Source organism: Lachnoclostridium sp. MSJ-17 (genome assembly GCF_018918205.1).
Classification (GTDB): domain Bacteria; phylum Bacillota; class Clostridia; order Oscillospirales; family Acutalibacteraceae; genus Ruminococcoides.
Window position 1 is genome coordinate 1 of sequence record NZ_JAHLQB010000028.1, and the last position, 15,378, is coordinate 15,378.

Annotated in this window: 17 protein-coding genes; 7 read left to right on the top strand and 10 right to left on the bottom strand. The window is 49.1% G+C overall.

Translation table 11 applies throughout. From position 1 onward, the window contains the following. Window positions 1–400: 400 nt before the first annotated feature. Both KQI64_RS01760 and KQI64_RS01765 read right to left on the bottom strand, forming a co-directional pair. The gene (locus tag KQI64_RS01760) at window positions 401–1,546 is read right to left on the bottom strand and encodes a tyrosine-type recombinase/integrase (RefSeq protein ID WP_216523056.1); all 1,146 of its coding nucleotides are present in this window, start codon (window positions 1,544–1,546) and stop codon (window positions 401–403) included. Continuing rightward, window positions 1,530–2,135 carry a helix-turn-helix domain-containing protein gene (locus KQI64_RS01765; protein WP_216523057.1) on the bottom strand — a complete coding sequence of 202 codons (606 nt, stop codon included), beginning with the start codon at window positions 2,133–2,135 and terminating at the stop codon, window positions 1,530–1,532. The genes KQI64_RS01760 and KQI64_RS01765 overlap by 17 nt, the downstream gene beginning before the upstream one ends. 144 nt (window positions 2,136–2,279) lie before the next feature. Here KQI64_RS01765 and KQI64_RS01770 point away from each other — a divergent pair, with 144 nt between their 5' ends. The 6 genes from KQI64_RS01770 to KQI64_RS01795 all read left to right on the top strand — a co-directional run bounded on the left by KQI64_RS01770 (window position 2,280) and on the right by KQI64_RS01795 (window position 4,883). Beyond that, on the top strand, window positions 2,280–2,456 hold the full coding sequence (locus KQI64_RS01770; RefSeq protein ID WP_216523058.1) for a hypothetical protein: 177 nt from the start codon (window positions 2,280–2,282) through the stop codon (window positions 2,454–2,456). Between the two features lie 15 nt (window positions 2,457–2,471). Next, entirely contained in the window at window positions 2,472–2,708 is a 237-nt protein-coding gene (locus KQI64_RS01775; protein ID WP_216523059.1) for a hypothetical protein, read from the top strand. Next, a complete protein-coding gene (locus KQI64_RS01780) occupies window positions 2,692–3,234 on the top strand; it encodes a hypothetical protein (protein WP_216523060.1) in 543 nt (180 codons plus the stop codon). The genes KQI64_RS01775 and KQI64_RS01780 overlap by 17 nt, the downstream gene beginning before the upstream one ends. 101 nt (window positions 3,235–3,335) lie before the next feature. Then, complete coding sequence (locus KQI64_RS01785) at window positions 3,336–3,650, top strand: hypothetical protein (protein ID WP_216523061.1); 315 nt, start codon at window positions 3,336–3,338, stop codon at window positions 3,648–3,650. Continuing rightward, the gene (locus tag KQI64_RS01790; protein WP_216523062.1) at window positions 3,637–3,990 is read left to right on the top strand and encodes a helix-turn-helix domain-containing protein; all 354 of its coding nucleotides are present in this window, start codon (window positions 3,637–3,639) and stop codon (window positions 3,988–3,990) included. Before KQI64_RS01785 ends, KQI64_RS01790 begins: the two co-directional genes overlap by 14 nt. Window positions 3,991–4,163: 173 nt before the next feature. Continuing rightward, entirely contained in the window at window positions 4,164–4,883 is a 720-nt protein-coding gene (locus KQI64_RS01795; protein WP_216523063.1) for a hypothetical protein, read from the top strand. Between the two features lie 266 nt (window positions 4,884–5,149). Here KQI64_RS01795 and rpsI read toward each other — a convergent pair whose 3' ends face one another. Further along, entirely contained in the window at window positions 5,150–5,551 is a 402-nt protein-coding gene (rpsI, locus tag KQI64_RS01800) for a 30S ribosomal protein S9 (RefSeq protein WP_216523064.1), read from the bottom strand. Window positions 5,552–5,568: 17 nt separating this feature from the next. Then, on the bottom strand, window positions 5,569–5,997 hold the full coding sequence (gene rplM / locus KQI64_RS01805; protein ID WP_201427664.1) for a 50S ribosomal protein L13: 429 nt from the start codon (window positions 5,995–5,997) through the stop codon (window positions 5,569–5,571). 248 nt (window positions 5,998–6,245) lie between these two features. Here rplM and KQI64_RS01810 point away from each other — a divergent pair, with 248 nt between their 5' ends. Next, window positions 6,246–6,665 carry a hypothetical protein gene (locus KQI64_RS01810; RefSeq protein WP_216523065.1) on the top strand — a complete coding sequence of 140 codons (420 nt, stop codon included), beginning with the start codon at window positions 6,246–6,248 and terminating at the stop codon, window positions 6,663–6,665. A gap of 188 nt (window positions 6,666–6,853) precedes the next feature. Here KQI64_RS01810 and KQI64_RS01815 read toward each other — a convergent pair whose 3' ends face one another. From KQI64_RS01815 to dnaJ, 6 genes are all read right to left on the bottom strand, one after another. Next, complete coding sequence (locus KQI64_RS01815; protein ID WP_216523066.1) at window positions 6,854–11,254, bottom strand: dockerin type I domain-containing protein; 4,401 nt, start codon at window positions 11,252–11,254, stop codon at window positions 6,854–6,856. A 181-nt stretch (window positions 11,255–11,435) separates the two neighbouring features. Further along, window positions 11,436–11,996, bottom strand: a complete 561-nt coding sequence (locus KQI64_RS01820; RefSeq protein ID WP_216523067.1) for a DUF5684 domain-containing protein — start codon at window positions 11,994–11,996, stop codon at window positions 11,436–11,438. A 4-nt stretch (window positions 11,997–12,000) separates the two neighbouring features. Then, entirely contained in the window at window positions 12,001–12,651 is a 651-nt protein-coding gene (locus tag KQI64_RS01825; protein ID WP_216523068.1) for an HAD family hydrolase, read from the bottom strand. Beyond that, the gene (locus KQI64_RS01830; protein ID WP_216523069.1) at window positions 12,644–13,087 is read right to left on the bottom strand and encodes a hypothetical protein; all 444 of its coding nucleotides are present in this window, start codon (window positions 13,085–13,087) and stop codon (window positions 12,644–12,646) included. Before KQI64_RS01830 ends, KQI64_RS01825 begins: the two co-directional genes overlap by 8 nt. Before the next feature lie 77 nt (window positions 13,088–13,164). Then, window positions 13,165–14,094 (bottom strand): 50S ribosomal protein L11 methyltransferase, encoded by a 930-nt coding sequence (gene prmA / locus KQI64_RS01835; protein WP_216523070.1) that lies wholly within the window; start codon window positions 14,092–14,094, stop codon window positions 13,165–13,167. Between the two features lie 9 nt (window positions 14,095–14,103). Next, complete coding sequence (gene dnaJ / locus KQI64_RS01840; protein WP_216523071.1) at window positions 14,104–15,237, bottom strand: molecular chaperone DnaJ; 1,134 nt, start codon at window positions 15,235–15,237, stop codon at window positions 14,104–14,106. Window positions 15,238–15,378 lie beyond the last annotated feature (141 nt).

The window sequence follows — 15,378 nt, forward strand, 5'->3', positions numbered from 1 at the left end:
CGGAGCGGTCAGCCTGCCGATTATGTGAAGGGCAAACACATACCATACCGCCTGCATTCCCGGGAACATTACCCACGTCAGGTGGTCAATCGTCATCGCGATAATCGCGATGAGCTTGAGCTGATTGCCGTTGAGGTGTTTTTTTGCCAATGTCATTTCTGATCTCCTCCGGTTCCTCTTACAAGATGTTTATAAAAAACAAGGCTTCCCATAACGGAAAGCCTTGATAAAGTCAATAACGCGATGATTATCTCTTGGAGTGATAAACACATTGTTTATCTACGTTTAGCAATGTTCAAAAAAGTCAGATTTTATGCGGTTTTTCCAACTTCATTATAACATATCGTTTTATAAAATTCAATAGTAATAAACATCATTAAACATCAAATAAACATCAAATTTAAGCCAATCTCAGGGCGATTGTTTCAGCCATTTTGCGTTTGCTTTCCTCAATAACATCAGCGTAAATATCGCCTGTGGTTGAAATGTTAGAATGACCGAGGTGACCAGAAACCAGCTTTATATCATAGCCCTGCATAATTAGCAAGGTTGCATTTACATGACGTAAAGTATGGAGCGATATATAATTAAAATCCGTATTTTTAATAAAGCGTTTGAACTCTTTAAGAAGTCCCGAACGGTCTTTGAATCCACCTGTTGCAGAGGTGAAAACCATATTAAGAGGATTGTAACCTTTGCCCATTTTATCCATATTTACAGATTGCCTAAATTTCTGATTAAGCAAAATATTTTTCAAATCTTCCGACATAGCAATGCAACGCTTTGATTTTTTAGTTTTAGGTGTATCAAGCCAAGTGTCTTTGCCGTCATAAACGAGGTTGTGGTTAATATAAATAAGATTTTGGGTAAAATCAATATCTTTCCACTGCAAGCCTAGGCACTCGCCTGAGCGCATACCGGTATAAAGCAGTGTCAAAATGATTGCAGAAAACTGAGTATTTGCGACATCTTCACTTTTTAGCATTTTCACAAGCTCGTCAATCTGCTCAAATGTCATTGCAGTTTTTTCATTTTCTGCTTCCTTTGATTTCGGAAGAATCACGTTAACGCAGGGCGATTTTGTTAAAATATTCTGATTAACCGCGAAAGTAAAAATTGATTTTAATATAGTGTAGAGCTTGCGGCAACTGGCAGGATTTAACTCAAGATCGGCAAAGAAATTTGTAAAGCGCAAAGGCGTGAATTTTTTTAGTTTAACGTTAGCAAAGGCAGGCAATAAATACTTTTCGATTTGTAGGTCGTAGGTGTATTTCGTAACCGCTTTTAGCTCGTTCGGCATATAACTTTTGCGGTAGCGTTCAACCAATTCCGCGAAAGTTATGTTTTCATCAAGCGAGGCGTAGCCCTCGCATTTTTTCTGAAACTGAATAGCAAACTCTTTCGCGAGCTTTTCAGCTTTTTTTGGTGTCGTGCCCTCGGGCGGCACAAAAGTTGTTGTTTTTCGGATTTGTTTGCCGTTTTTGTCGTAGCCAAGCGAAGCGATAATTTGAAAGTTTCCGTTTTTGCGTTTAGAAATCTGAGCCATTTTCATTCTCCTTTTTTAGATTAACAAGGTCATTTTGAATTAGAGATACTAATACCGCTTTAATGTCAAGGGTGTTTAATGCGTATTCAGTTTTTCGATTCGGGTTGTAGAGGCTGAGGTTTTCTTCAAGCTCATTGCCTTTATATCGTAATGTGACATCATCAAAGAGGTAGTCCGAGAGATGATGAAGAAATTGTTTTCCTGTTTCGCTACAAAGCAGGAAGTCCACAACAACACCGAAATCAGGATAATTATTCTTAGGTATAGGGAAAAGTCCTGTTGTTTCTTTTCTCAGCGTTTTTATCGCTTTTGGTGAAAGCCCTGTGATTTCTGAAATCTTTTCAACAGCGGCACTTTGTGCGTCATATTCGCCAAGCAGATAACCGATATCGCAATTAAATAATTCAGACAATTTAATCAAGTGTGAAAGATTGAGCCGTTTATCCTTTCCGCTTTCCATTTTTGAAATTCTGTCTCGGCGAACCGAGAGTTCGTTTGCTAAATCCTCTTGCGTGAGTTTTGCAGTTTTTCGGGAATTTTTAATTCTTTCACCAATTGTTTTTAGGTCATAAATTGTATTGTTCTCCATTCGGTATCATTTCCTTTCTGGTCATAATCAAATCTGTGCTCGATTTGTTCTTGTTTCGGTGTCTTTTTTGTGTTAAAATTGTAACACGAAATCAAACAGTTGTCAACTTAATTTCGCAAAAAATAAAAATTGGAGGCAGAATCAATGGAAAAAAACAAAAAAATCGAATTTTTAACGATTCGTCAAACCGCTGCACGAGGTATTTTGCCCGAGCACGCACTCAGAATTTTATCAAAACAAAACAGGCTGCCCCAAATCAAAATCGGCAATAAAATTTTGATAAATTTTCCAAAGCTCATCGAGCAGTTGGAAAATGTATAGGAGGGCGATTTTGATTTGAGCTTTTTAACAACAAAATTTGGAAAAATTCCGCTCGTTCATCTCATCAATGTCACAAATGACGAACTGCGCACCATTTACGGCTTGCTGGAAGGTCTTGAATCCGTCGGCGTGAAGCTTGCAGTTGTCAAACCTTGTAAAACTGGACTTGCTGTTGAGCCGTTCAATCTGACAGAAAAAGAAGCTCAGGCAGCTTTGCGCGCGACAAAGATAATTTATGGAAATCAACATTGACGCTGTTCGGCGCTACACGCTGAGCGCCCCTGAACACTCAGAGCATAATTTTCAAATCGTTCTATCAGCACGAGAAAAAGACACCAATCTTCTGCCGGAAGCAACGGCTATTCGCCAATTTCTCGCCCGACAGCGGAAAATTTTTCCGCATTTAGTCTGGTATATGGGGTTGTCAAAAACAGAGTCGCGAGGTTATTGCGTGAAAACCTCATTAAAAACCGGCAGCAAAGGGCGACCAAAAACTACTGTTAAAGGGCGTCGAGCAATTCCGCATTTGCACATTTTTTTATTGAGTCGTAGCAAAACCATATCAGCCGAACCGTCTTTTGAAAATTTGAAAAAATTTATAATCAAACGGCGGCTCAGATTTCCGAACACAAAAACCCCGAAATACTCAAAAGTACACGGCTGCGGATTTGTGCCGTACATCTATCGTCAGAGCGAACACATTTTCGCAACGCCTGATTTTGATTTTGAGTATTTTCGCTCGCCTTACTATGACGATTCGCCCAGTATTTTTGAGTAAATTTTGCATGAAAAAACCCAGTAATAATCAGGGGTTTTAAGAATTGTACGTATTATATATATTATATTATATTTAGAGTATCTTATATAGGAGTTGATTAAATGACTAAAAAAACCGAATATGAACAAATCGTTAATGAAGATTTGTCATATCTGCAATATCATTATCTGATCTACGCGCTGGCGTTAAAAAAGCAAACACTTGTTTCAGTGACTATCATTAACAACCCGACTTCTGACACTGTAACATTTATTTTTTTCAAAGAATCCCGAAGCGGAGCTGTTTCAACAAAAACTTTTTACGTTCCAAAAGGCGAAGCGCCGTTTTTTAACGGCTGGATTTCGAGAGATTTTCCTGAGCTTGAGCGAACAGTTATCAACGGAAAAAAGAAGGCTGTTTCAAGTGAAAATCAGTGACGAGGAACTTTGCGCCGTCTTTCTTCAATGCGGCGGCAACCAAGCAGAAACAGCACGCACCCTCGGTATTTCAGCCCCGACTGTCTGCAAGCGATTGAAAAATCCAAAGGTTAAAAAGCTAATCTTTCAACAGCGGCGAAAAATTCTTGAAGCAAGCTCAAACAAACTGATTTCTCTCAATCTTGAAGCGGTCAACACTATAGAAAAACTTCTCAGAACAGCGGAAAGCGATTATATTAAAATGTCAGTTGCATTAAAAATCCTTTCATTCTCTAAGGACTTTTTGACGATCGAGGACATTATAAAACGGCTTGATAAGATAGAAGCAAAACAGCAGTAAATTTCTTTTAATGAATTTTAACACTTTCAGGGTATGATTTATTTTAACGAACTAAAGCGAGCCGAACAGCGGCTCAAAAAACTTGAAAACACGGCGATTGAGAACGAATTGGAAATAAAAATATATTTCCGTAGTGGAAAAATAAAAACAATTATAATAAAGGGGAAAATCTAATGACTAACGTCTATATTTCAAATTACAAGGAATTTTTGAAAAAATTTTACACCAAAATGACAGAGTATCACGCCGAGCGTGAACGAATTTCCGAACAGTATGCGCCGGAATTTGCAAAGTCAGCACTTTCAGACCTCGACCGCAAAGCAAATCGCGAACTCAAAGAATTGAAAAAGAAAATCCGCGAAATGCACAATCAGATTTGCGAACTTCTTTCTATTTCGTCCATACCTACGGTTGAAAGTTTGACCGCTGACAGGCTGTTTTTTGACGGCTCCGCAAAAGTTGAACTGACACCGGAAATTGTCGCGGTTTTCGTTGAGCGTTACAGCGAAAACCCGACAATGCTTAGCTTGATTTCTAAATGGATTGAGACAAAACATAAAAACGACACAAATTTTATCGCAGTGAAATCTTGCATTTGCACACCAAGAGAAAAAGCAAAGACTTACAAGGAGTTTGCCGATTCCGCGCTTTCACTTTGCGGAAAAATTTTCAGTGGCGATACCTCAGAACTTGAAATTGCTAGCTACGCAGACCCGACTTTTTCCGCTGACCTTTACACAAAAATCGGCTCCGGCTTGAACCTTGCAGACTACAAAAATGCGCGTGTTCCCGAACAAGCAAAACACCTGCTTGATGATTTCAAAATTGTCAGCGGCGAAAATCCGTTTGATTTCCATTTCAAATCAGTCAATCAGCGCACGGGCAGTGTCTAAAATGCCGAGAATTAGCTTGTATCGCGATTTATACTATTTGTAATATAATTACTATACTATGTGTATAAGTTGAATACAGGGCGATTCTGAGCGTTTTATAGGCTATTCCTTTTTAGGCAAAACAAAAAGCAAGCTGGACATAAAATCCAACTTGCTTTTGAGCCTTTATAAACATCTTTTTTGCCCAATAAACATCAAATAAACATCTTTTTGCAAGCTCGAAGTCGCAAAAACGTGATAAACACTGAGCAAATGGGGTGTTTTGATTATCTCTTTGAGAACTGCGGCGCACGGCGTGCGGCTTTGAGACCGTACTTCTTACGCTCTTTCATTCTCGGGTCACGGGTCAGGAAGCCTGCCTTCTTGAGCTTGCCGCGGAGGTTCTCGGTGTCGTACTGGAGCAGAGCTCTGGCGATGCCGTGACGGATAGCGCCCGCCTGGCCTGTTACGCCGCCGCCTGCAACACGGCATACAACGTCGAACTTCTCGTCTGTCTCGGTGAGAGCAAGAGGCTGTCTTACGATGAGCTTGAGTGTGTCAAGACCGAAGTAATCGTCGATGTCACGGTCGTTGATTGTGATCTTGCCGGTGCCCTGATAGAGTCTTACGCGGGCAACGGAGCTTTTTCTTCTACCTGTACCGTAGAAATAAGGTGTCTTGTCGTACATTCTGTTCTGCCTCCTTCTTATGCTTCAAACGGCTGGGGCTTCTGAGCCTCATGCTTGTGCTCGGCGCCCTCAAAGAGTCTGAGTCTTAACAGAGCGTTTCTGCCGAGTGTATTCTTGGGAAGCATACCCTTTACAGCGAGCTCCATAGCCTTGGTGGGCTTTGTAGCCATGAGGGTATCGTAACGGGTTTCCTTGAGGTGGCCGATGTAGCCGGTGTGGCGCTGCCACTTCTTCTGGGTGAGCTTGCTGCCGGTGAGAACAGCGTCCTTGCAGTTGATGATGATTACGTGGTCGCCGCAGTCTACGTTGGGTGTGAAGGTGGGCTTGTGCTTGCCTCTGAGGAGCACTGCCGCCTGTACTGCGACTCTGCCGAGGGGCTTGCCCGCAGCGTCGATTACATACCAGCTGCGTTCAACTTCGCTTTTCTTAGCTAAATATGTTGACATATTTATTCCTCCTAGTCTTTATTCGTGCCCTATGATTATATATCAATAAAACCGCGTTGTCAACACTTTTTTCGAAAAATTTAATTTACACCCTAGCTTGCTCCTGAATACTGCTTTTTCCTCTTATATCCTCTGTTTTACTCACAAGCGATTTTCAGAAATTTTTCACTGATAATTCACATAAGCAATATATTTTAAACATATTCGGGTTGTATGATATAGTCACAGTAAAGAAAGGAGGTGCTAAGATGTACAGCATGAAGCCGTCCATCCTCGCCTGCGTCACAGGTCAGTACGATTGTGACCGAATTATTGAAACAGCCGCGGCAATCGCGGAAGAACAGGAATGTGAGCTCAGGGTACTCAGTGTGCTCAGACCCACGGAAGATTATACTAAAGTAGCCGGAGTGCTCGAATACCTTCACTCGGTATCGAAGGAAAACGGCGCGGACATGACCGTTATTTTCAGCGACTACGCACCTGCGGCAGCAGCGCAGTTTGTGAACGACAACAACGTAGGACGCATCGTTACGGGTATGCACGACGGCGGCAATGAGAGCTTTTTGGTAATGTTCAACCAGTTCGCTCCCGGCGTATCAATCACAATGGTCGCCAAGGACAACGCGGTGTACAGCATGGAAGCTGCACACGCCTCAGTCCGTTATTGAACGTTTATATAGATTTTCTCCTTTTTACATTTTCTCATTTTAATTTTTTCTCCTCTATATATTACAGCAAGGGACGAAAGTCCGTCATATAGATATTCCTTTCTTATAAAATAATCTCTCTAAAACAGTGACAGCCCCGGGGTAAGCACCCGGGGCTGTTGCTGTTATTTTTTTAAGTTTTTAAGATGTCAGCTCTTGGGACCGAGGTGGTGGATTATCTCGGCAAGGTACTTCTGGATCTCGGTTGCATCGACGATCTTGATCTGACCGTCGCCGTCGGTATCAGCCGCGCGCTTCTGAGCGTCGTTGAGGGTGATCATCTCGGCGAGGTACTTCTGCAGTGTGGTTACATCGTCTACCGTGATCTTGCCGTCCTGGTTGACGTCGCCGTACATAATGGGCTCGGTGGTGGGAGCGGCTGTTGTAGGAGCAACTGTTGTAGGTGCAGCAGTTGTGGGAGCAACGGTTGTCGGAGCCGCAGTTGTGGGAGCCGCAGTTGTCGGAGCCGCTGTGGTGGGAGCTGCAGTTGTCGGAGCCACGGTTGTCGGAGCTGCTGTGGTGGGAGCTGCAGTTGTCGGAGCCACGGTTGTCGGAGCTGCTGTGGTGGGAGCAACTGTCGTGGGCTCGGGCGGCTCGGTGGTGGGCTGCTCGATTTCCTTAGCAATTACGGTGAAGGTCGCGCCTGTTCTCTTTTCAGCGTCCCATTTTGTGAGGTCGAGACGGATGGTGAGGTCGAAGTAATCATTAATAGACTCGTAGTTGACGACGATATTTCCGCCGTCGAAGTGCGCCTCTGTGGGAGTATCAAAGGCAACGTCGCCTGTGTAGCCCCAGTTTTGTACCCAGCCGCCGTTAGCTGCGAACTTGAACTGGAGGTCGGTGTTCGCGTCTACTTCCTCATAGGTTATCTCGTAGACGTTGGGCGAAACCATTGTCAGTCTGTTGGACTCCTCTGTGGGATCCCAGTTTACGCCGTTGAGGAAGTTGCCGTAGCCGCTGCCTGCCGCTGTTACGTACTCGAGCGCGTAGCTGGGCTCGGTAACGCCTGCGCCGGTAACTGTGATAGCCTTGGTATTGGGATCATAGGTAACGGTTACGTCGCAGTCCTTGCTGAGACCGAAATCGACGTTGCCGTCGCCGCCGTCCTTGCCGTGCCAGATCGGATTTTCGGGGTCGCCGCCGACGAACTGAACGACCTTGACCTGATAGATCTCGCCTTCGATTGCGGTAACGGAGGGAACGGTGATCCTGTAGATACCGTCGCTGCCCTTTGTCATGACGTAATCGTCGGGAGTGGGTTCCCATGCGGTATCGATGAAGTTTGAGGTGCCGGCGAGAGTGTAAACGTCGTCGGTGGTTACGGGCTTTGTGGTGGGAGCAGCGGTTGTAGGCTCGGGCTTTGTGGTTGTGGGGGCGACTGTGGTAGGCTCGGGCTTTGTGGTTGGAGCCGCAGTTGTCGGAGCTGCCGTGGTGGGTTCGGGCTTCTCGGTGGTGGGCTGCTCGATTTCCTTCGCGGTTACGGTGAAGGTCGCGCCTGTTCTCTTGTCAGCATCGTATTTCGAGAGGTCGAGACGGAGGGTGATATCGAAGTATGTATTCTGTGACTTGTAGTTCACAACGATATCCGCGCCGTCAAAGTGCGCGTCGGTGGGTGTGCCGAAGGTTACAGCGTCGTTGTAGCCCCAGTTGAGAACCCATGCGCCGTTTGCGGTGAACTTGAACTTGAGGTCGGTGTTCGCCTTGACTGAGTTGTATGTGATTTCGTAAACGTCTTTGGAAACCTCGGTGAGCTTGTTGGATTCCTCGGTGGGATCCCAGCTTACGCCGTTGAGGAAATTGCCGTTGCCGACGCCTACCGCGGTTACGTAGTCGAACTTGTAGCTGGGTTCGGTAACGCCTGCGCCGGTTACGGTGATCGCCTTTGTGTTGGGGTTATAGGTAACGGTTACGTCGCAGTCCTTGCTCAGACCGAAGTCAACGTTGCCGTCGCCGCCGTCCTTGCCGTGCCAGATCATGTTTTCGGGATCGCCGCCGACGAACTGAACTACCTTGACCTGATAGATCGCGCCGTCTACCGCCTTGACGGAAGGAACGGTGATCTTGTAGCTGCCGTCTGCGGTCTTTGTCATAACATAATCGTCGGGAGTGGGTTCCCAAGCAGTGTCGATAAAGTTGGAGGTGCCGGCAAGGGTGTAAACGTCGTCGGTGGTTACGGGCTTTGTGGTGGGAGCAGCGGTTGTAGGCTCGGGCTTTGTGGTTGTGGGGGCGACTGTGGTAGGCTCGGGCTTTGTGGTTGGAGCCGCTGTTGTGGGTGCTGCCGTTGTGGGTTCGGGCTTCTCTGTGGTGGGCTGCTCGATTTCCTTCGCGGTTACGGTGAAGGTCGCGCCTGTTCTCTTGTCAGCGTCGTATTTCGAGAGGTCGAGACGGAGGGTGATATCAAAGTATGTGTTCTGTGACTTGTAGTTCACAACGATATCTGCGCCGTCGAAGTGCGCGTCGGTGGGTGTGCCGAAGGTTACAGCGTCGTTGTAGCCCCAGTTGAGAACCCATGTGCCGTTTGCGGTGAACTTGAACTTGAGGTCGGTGTTCGCCTTGACTGAGTTGTATGTGATTTCGTAAACGTCTTTGGAAACCTCGGTGAGCTTGTTGGATTCCTCGGTGGGATCCCAGCTTACGCCGTTGAGGAAATTGCCGTTGCCGACGCCTACTGCGGTTACGTAGTCGAACTTATAGCTGGGTTCGGTAACGCCTGCGCCGGTTACGGTGATCGCCTTTGTGTTGGGGTTATAGGTAACGGTTACGTCGCAGTCCTTGCTCAGACCGAAATCGACGTTGCCTTCGCCGCCGTCCTTGCCGTGCCAGATCATGTTTTCGGGGTCGCCGTCTACAAACTGAACTACCTTGACCTGATAGATCGCGCCGTCTACCGCCTTGACGGAGGGAACGGTGATCTTGTAGCTGCCGTCAGCGCCCTTTGTCATAACATAATCGTCGGGAGTGGGTTCCCAAGCGGTGTCGATAAAGTTGGAGGTGCCTGCGAGTGTGTAAACGTCGCCTGCGGGCTTGGTTGTGGGCGCCGCCGTTGTGGGTGCAGCAGTTGTCGGAGCAGCTGTGGTAGGCGCAGCAGTTGTGGGAGCAGCAGTTGTGGGAGCAGCTGTTGTCGGTTCCCCGCTGTCCTTCGCGATCACGGTGAACTTCGCGCCCGCAAGGGTATTTGCGTCCCAGTTTGTCAAATCGAGCTTGAGTGTGAGGTCAAAGGTCGATTTTGCCGATGTGTATTTGAACTTGATATTTTTGCCGTTATAGTGCGCGTCCATAGCTGTGCCGGAAGTGACTGCTGCGTCGTTGCCCCAGCTCAGCGCCCACGCGCCGTTCGCTACGAACTTGAATTCGAGGTCCTTGTTCGCCGCTACGCCCTTGTAGGTGATCTCATATACGCTGCCTGTCGCGGTCATCTTGTTGGCTTCCGCTGCGGGATCCCAATCCTTGCCGTTTACGAAGGAGGGAACGTCCTTGCCGTTGCCCGCTACGGTGACAAAGCTTACGTCGCTGCTTGCTTCACCGACGCCGTCGCCGGTGACATTGATCTCGCCGGTGTTGGGGTTATAGGTAACGGTAACGTCGCAGTCCTTGCTGAGACCGAAGTCTACGTTCGCGCCTGTGCCGGGCACGCCGTGCCACTCGACCCACTCGGGATTGCCGCTGTAGAACTGTACAACCTTTACCTCGTAAACCGCGCCGCTTACCGCCTTGACTGACGGAACGGTGATTTTGTAAATTCCGTCGCTGCCGAGGGTCATGACGTTGGTCGTGGGAGAGATTGTCCAGCCTGTTGAAAGGAAATTCTCGCTGCCGGCGATAGTGAAAATATCACCTGCCGCAACCGGCTCCTCGAATGTTCCCGCGTAAACCGCAGCAGGAGTCTCAGGCTTATACGATACGCTTGAATCGGCGATCTCGGAGTGCTTTACAAAGTAGTGCTCCTCTTTTTCGTTCTCGCCGACGATCTGCATGATCTCGACATAGAGATTGACGTCGGTAACGCCGGAAGCGCCGCCTATGGGATTAAAGGTCACGGAAGCAAAGGGAACCTTGCCGTTTTCACCGGTGAGGGTGCTGCCGCTGAGATTTACGGCGTTTACCTTGATGCTCGCGTCGTTGTTTTCCTCGCCCTCAAGGAAACCGCTGTCGGAGTGGTTCTCGTGCTTCTCGAGGTACGTCTGGTCGGGAGAGTAGTTGGTAACCGTGCCCTCGCCGTCGGTGACGCGGAGAATGCGGTCAACTCGCTTTCCGTCGACGGTGCTGAAGTTAACGCCCTCGGTCATGTCTACTTCGAGCTTTGATCTGTCATAGGTTATGACGCACTGAGTGTTGATCATGTCTGTGTCGGGCACTTCCATCCACCATGTGACGGTAAGCTGGTTGGTACCCGGCTCAAAGTCCTGAGTAACTGTTTCGAAAAGGTTTGAGTTTGCCCGGACTGTCAGCTTTTTATCCGCCGCGGACGCCGAGAAATTCAGCGCCGTGAACGCGGACATCAGCATCAGTGTTGACAACAGTACGCTGACAACCCGTGTGAGCTTTTTCATAAAAAATCCTCCTTGTAATAATAGTGTACGATTCCGGAGCCGCGCCAAAAAGCGCAAACTTTCACATCTAAATTCTACCACATATATTTTTACATCGCAATCCAAACTTTAGGGCACAGTTTTGTGTACTTTGTACATTTTTGAGCAAAAAAAGAACCGGCTCAAGCGAGCCGGCGCTTAGTTACATTATTTGCCGTCCGATGTAGTAAGATTTGTCGAACGCGAGGATCAGATCGAAAATCGGCGAGAGGAATGTAAGTCCCGCCGCAAAGCCCGTAGACTTGCCGAAAGCCTTTGCGAGACGGTTGTTGAGCTTGAAGGTGATCACAAGAGCGAATACAAGATATCCGAGCGTGAGCAATCCGAAGAACGCTATTGCAATGATCGGTATTACCGCCGCCTGTCCGATAGCTTGCGAGCTTTGCGCACCTGCCGCGAGCACCGCGAATCCCATCATACCTATGAATGTGCCGAATATGCTCACAACCGCGTACACTCCGGCGCTGATGACGTATACCCAGAACATCTTTGTCGTCCACAGCTCACGGAACAGAAGGTATTCGCCGTAGTAAGGGATAATGCCCTTCCAGCCGGGCATGCCCATTTTTTTGAAGATGAACCAGCGCGAAATGTAGGCCGCCGCGACTATTCCGAAAATCACCAGTATGTAAATCATAGTGAAAATCATTATGAAAATCGCCAGAGCCGGGTCTCCGGATGAATAATGATAACTGTAACTCATAAGCTTACTCCTTTTCCATAAATAATATACTTTGCTCAAGGCTTGCGCACAGGCAGTCTATCATCGGGCGTATCTCGTCGGTCGGCTCGAGAAAATCGGGCACCATTACCGTTTTCATACCCGCCGCGTGAGCCGAAATAATGCCGTTTATGCTGTCCTCAAAGGCTATGCAGTTTTTCGGGCTCTCGCCGAGAGCCTTTGCCGCCGTCAGGAAAACCTCCGGGTGAGGCTTGCCGTTCTTTACGTCGCCGCCGCAGACAAGAGCGTCGAAATACTCCGTCACACCCGCGCTTTCGAGGTTGAACTCAGCCGTCGGCCGCGAGGTAGAGGTCGCAAGCGCGATTTTGCAGCCCTTTTCTTTTAAATAGGAAAGCGTTTCGTACAGTCCCGGTTTGACGGGAATACCGTCGCGCTTTACCTTGTCGACATACATTTTCTTGCCGCGCTCCGACAGCTTCCAGTACGGAAAATCTTCGCCGTACTTGCCGAAGTAGAAGTTCTGAACCTCAGCCTTGCGCCTGCCGACGGTCTGCTTGAAGTCCTCGATGCTGTAGGGATATCCGCCCTCGTCCATCATCTGCTGCCAGTTGTCGTAAACCAGCCGCTCTGTGTCGAACATCAGACCGTCCATGTCAAAAACCGCCGCCTTAAACATTCCACACCTCGATTTTCCAGTTGACAGAGGAATCCGCGTCCGGTTTCAAGGTCGAGGCTGTGAATACCTCGCCGTCAAGCTTTTTCGCGGGCTTGAGCTGCAGACCGAAGGCAACAGGTCCGTCGGCTTCCTCGGTGTAGATATCCGAATAGCTCTCGTCAAAACCGATCACTAGCCGTTCGCGGTCAAAGTCCGCGGGAGTTACGCGGCACCATATCTGCTCGACCGCGACGTCCGGACGGAGATTATACTCGTCTATCAAAAGCGCGTCGATATCCGCGACGGATTTGCTCACACAGTCGAGAAGCTCAAAGGTGTAGAGAGCGCCGGTATAGCGGTCTCGGAACAGAAAAATCCTGCCGAGGTCGTCTGACGTAAAACGCGCCGCGGTGTAAAAATCAGGCGCGTGGCTGTGTTTATGCTTGTGCCCCATCATATCACTTCCTTTTTGTAAGGTATATTATAGTATATTTATATTTATTTTGCAAGGGCGGGAAAAAACAAAAGCGCAGCTTAAGCTGCGCTTTTTCTCTTGGCTGCTAGGCACACCCAGCCGCCGTCGAGGTGTTCCTCTATAATATCAAAATACTTCGAGACCTCAGCCTTTACTTCATCGGCGCGGGTGTCGATAATTCCGCTCATAACGTAGACCGCGCCGTCCTTCATGAAGTCGCTGACTCCCTTTGACAGGAAGATGATCGCGTCGGCGACGATGTTCGCAAGAACTATGTCGAACTTGCCCTTGACCTTCTCGGTGAAGCTGCCGCAGATCGCCGTGAAGCGGTCGGATACTCCGTTAATCTCAGCGTTTTCTGCCGCAGTGCGCACGGCTGTTTCGTCGATATCGACGCCTACCGCCTCTGACGCGCCCATAAGCAGCGACGCGATACCGAGAATTCCGCTGCCGCAGCCAACGTCGAGCACGCTGTCGCCCTGCTTCATGTACTTCTCGCACATTTCAAGGCAGAGTCTGGTGGTCTCGTGGCCGCCTGTTCCGAACGCAAGCCCCGGGTCGATGCTGAGCGGGATCCTGCCCTGTGTATCGACGTTCTCGTACCAGCTCGGAACTATCATAATTTTCTCGCCGACCGCTAGAGGTGAAAAATACTTCTTCCAGTTGTTGCGCCAATCCTCCTCGGCGCAGTCGAGCAGCTCGATGCTGTGCTCAATTCCCTCAGCCGAGTAGCGCTCGCTCAGAAAGGCGACCGCCTCAGCCGGAGATACGCCCGGCTCGAGATAGATATGTACATACGCGCGGCTCCTGTCCTTTTGGAGCAGATCCTCGTCGATCAGGTCGACGTGCGCGATGTCCTCGACCGTCTGCTCGAGGTTGGTGTAGTCCTCGATATATATTCCGTACGGAACGACGACGTTTGCGATGTCTCCCGCGCGGTCGACGTCCTTCGCGTTTACGGTAATTTTTATTTCAGTCCATGTGTTCATAGCCGCACCTTAACCGAACATCTTCTTGAGCTTTTCAAAGAAGCCGCTGCGCTTCGCGTAGTTTCTCTCCGAGGTGGAGCGGTCAAACTGCGTGATAAGATCCTTCTGCTTCTGGTTGAGGTTCTTAGGGATCTCAACGACTACGCGGCAGTAGTGGTCGCCTCTGCCGCGTCCGCCGAGGTGTGTAAAGCCCTTGCCCTTGAGTTTGAATATGTCGTTGGGCTGGGTGCCCTCGTGGATAGTGTAGCGAGCCTTGCCGTCGATTGTGGGAACGGTGACCTCCGCTCCGAGTGAAGCCTGCGCGAAGGTGATGGGAAGGTCACACCATACGTCGTCGCCCCTGCGCTCAAACAGCTCGTGCTTTCTGACGTTGACATAAACGTGCAGATCGCCCTTGGGACCGCCGTTTACGCCCGCGTTGCCGTGACCGCCGACGTTGAGTATCTGCGCGTCGCGGATACCGGCGGGAATGCTCACGTCGACCGTGTGAGCCTGTCTGTATCTTCCAGAGCCGTTGCAGCGGCGGCACGGATTGTCGATTATCTTACCTCTGCCGTGGCAGGCGTCGCAGGTGCGCTGGGTCTGGATAACGCCGAGCGGTGAACGCTGGTTTATAGTGACCCTTCCCGAGCCGCCGCAAGCCGAACAGGTCTTGGGCTGAGAGCCTGCCGCCGCGCCTGTGCCGTGACAATCCGTGCAGGTGTCCACGCTGTTGTAGCTGACCTTCTTTGTGGTGCCCTTGGCGCTCTCCTCAAAGGTGATCGTAACGCTCGTCTCAACGTCGCCGCCGCGCTGCGGAGCGTTTGCCGCGCGTCTGCCGCCGAAGCCGCCGCCGAATATGCTCGAGAAGATGTCGCCGAAGTCCATGTCAACGCCGAAGGGACTGCCGCCGCCCGCGCCCGCGCCGTAGTTGGGGTCTACGCCCGCGTGGCCGAACTGGTCGTAACGCGCGCGCTTCTCACTGTCGGAAAGCACCTCGTAAGCCTCATTGACCTCCTTGAACTTCTCCTCGCAGTCCTTGTCGCCGGGGTGAAGGTCGGGGTGATATTTTTTGGCGCTCTGACGGTACGCCTTTTTTATCTCGTCCTCGCTCGCGCCCTTCTGGACGCCGAGAACCTCGTAGTAGTCTCTCTTGTCTGCCATTATTTCTCCTCCGCGTAGATAAGTCGGGCTTTAATTTTTCGTCGGTTGCCCGCGTCAATCATCGGGATAAAATTTTTGCTGTGGGTATTCTCTATCTGTGGTTTTCTGCTGTAGATACGCATGACAGGAAAGGTCTGATTT

What these genes read in the sequence shown, in the direction of transcription:
- KQI64_RS01760 (WP_216523056.1), bottom strand. Translation starts at nt 1,546, where the DNA reads ATGGCTCAGATTTCTAAACGCAAAAACGGAAACTTTCAAATTATCGCT.
- KQI64_RS01765 (WP_216523057.1), bottom strand. Translation starts at nt 2,135, where the DNA reads ATGGAGAACAATACAATTTATGACCTAAAAACAATTGGTGAAAGAATT.
- KQI64_RS01770 (WP_216523058.1), top strand. Translation starts at nt 2,280, where the DNA reads ATGGAAAAAAACAAAAAAATCGAATTTTTAACGATTCGTCAAACCGCT.
- KQI64_RS01780 (WP_216523060.1), top strand. Translation starts at nt 2,692, where the DNA reads ATGGAAATCAACATTGACGCTGTTCGGCGCTACACGCTGAGCGCCCCT.
- KQI64_RS01785 (WP_216523061.1), top strand. Translation starts at nt 3,336, where the DNA reads ATGACTAAAAAAACCGAATATGAACAAATCGTTAATGAAGATTTGTCA.
- KQI64_RS01795 (WP_216523063.1), top strand. Translation starts at nt 4,164, where the DNA reads ATGACTAACGTCTATATTTCAAATTACAAGGAATTTTTGAAAAAATTT.
- rpsI (WP_216523064.1), bottom strand. Translation starts at nt 5,551, where the DNA reads ATGTACGACAAGACACCTTATTTCTACGGTACAGGTAGAAGAAAAAGC.
- rplM (WP_201427664.1), bottom strand. Translation starts at nt 5,997, where the DNA reads ATGTCAACATATTTAGCTAAGAAAAGCGAAGTTGAACGCAGCTGGTAT.
- KQI64_RS01810 (WP_216523065.1), top strand. Translation starts at nt 6,246, where the DNA reads ATGTACAGCATGAAGCCGTCCATCCTCGCCTGCGTCACAGGTCAGTAC.
- KQI64_RS01815 (WP_216523066.1), bottom strand. Translation starts at nt 11,254, where the DNA reads ATGAAAAAGCTCACACGGGTTGTCAGCGTACTGTTGTCAACACTGATG.
- KQI64_RS01820 (WP_216523067.1), bottom strand. Translation starts at nt 11,996, where the DNA reads ATGAGTTACAGTTATCATTATTCATCCGGAGACCCGGCTCTGGCGATT.
- KQI64_RS01825 (WP_216523068.1), bottom strand. Translation starts at nt 12,651, where the DNA reads ATGTTTAAGGCGGCGGTTTTTGACATGGACGGTCTGATGTTCGACACA.
- KQI64_RS01830 (WP_216523069.1), bottom strand. Translation starts at nt 13,087, where the DNA reads ATGATGGGGCACAAGCATAAACACAGCCACGCGCCTGATTTTTACACC.
- prmA (WP_216523070.1), bottom strand. Translation starts at nt 14,094, where the DNA reads ATGAACACATGGACTGAAATAAAAATTACCGTAAACGCGAAGGACGTC.
- dnaJ (WP_216523071.1), bottom strand. Translation starts at nt 15,237, where the DNA reads ATGGCAGACAAGAGAGACTACTACGAGGTTCTCGGCGTCCAGAAGGGC.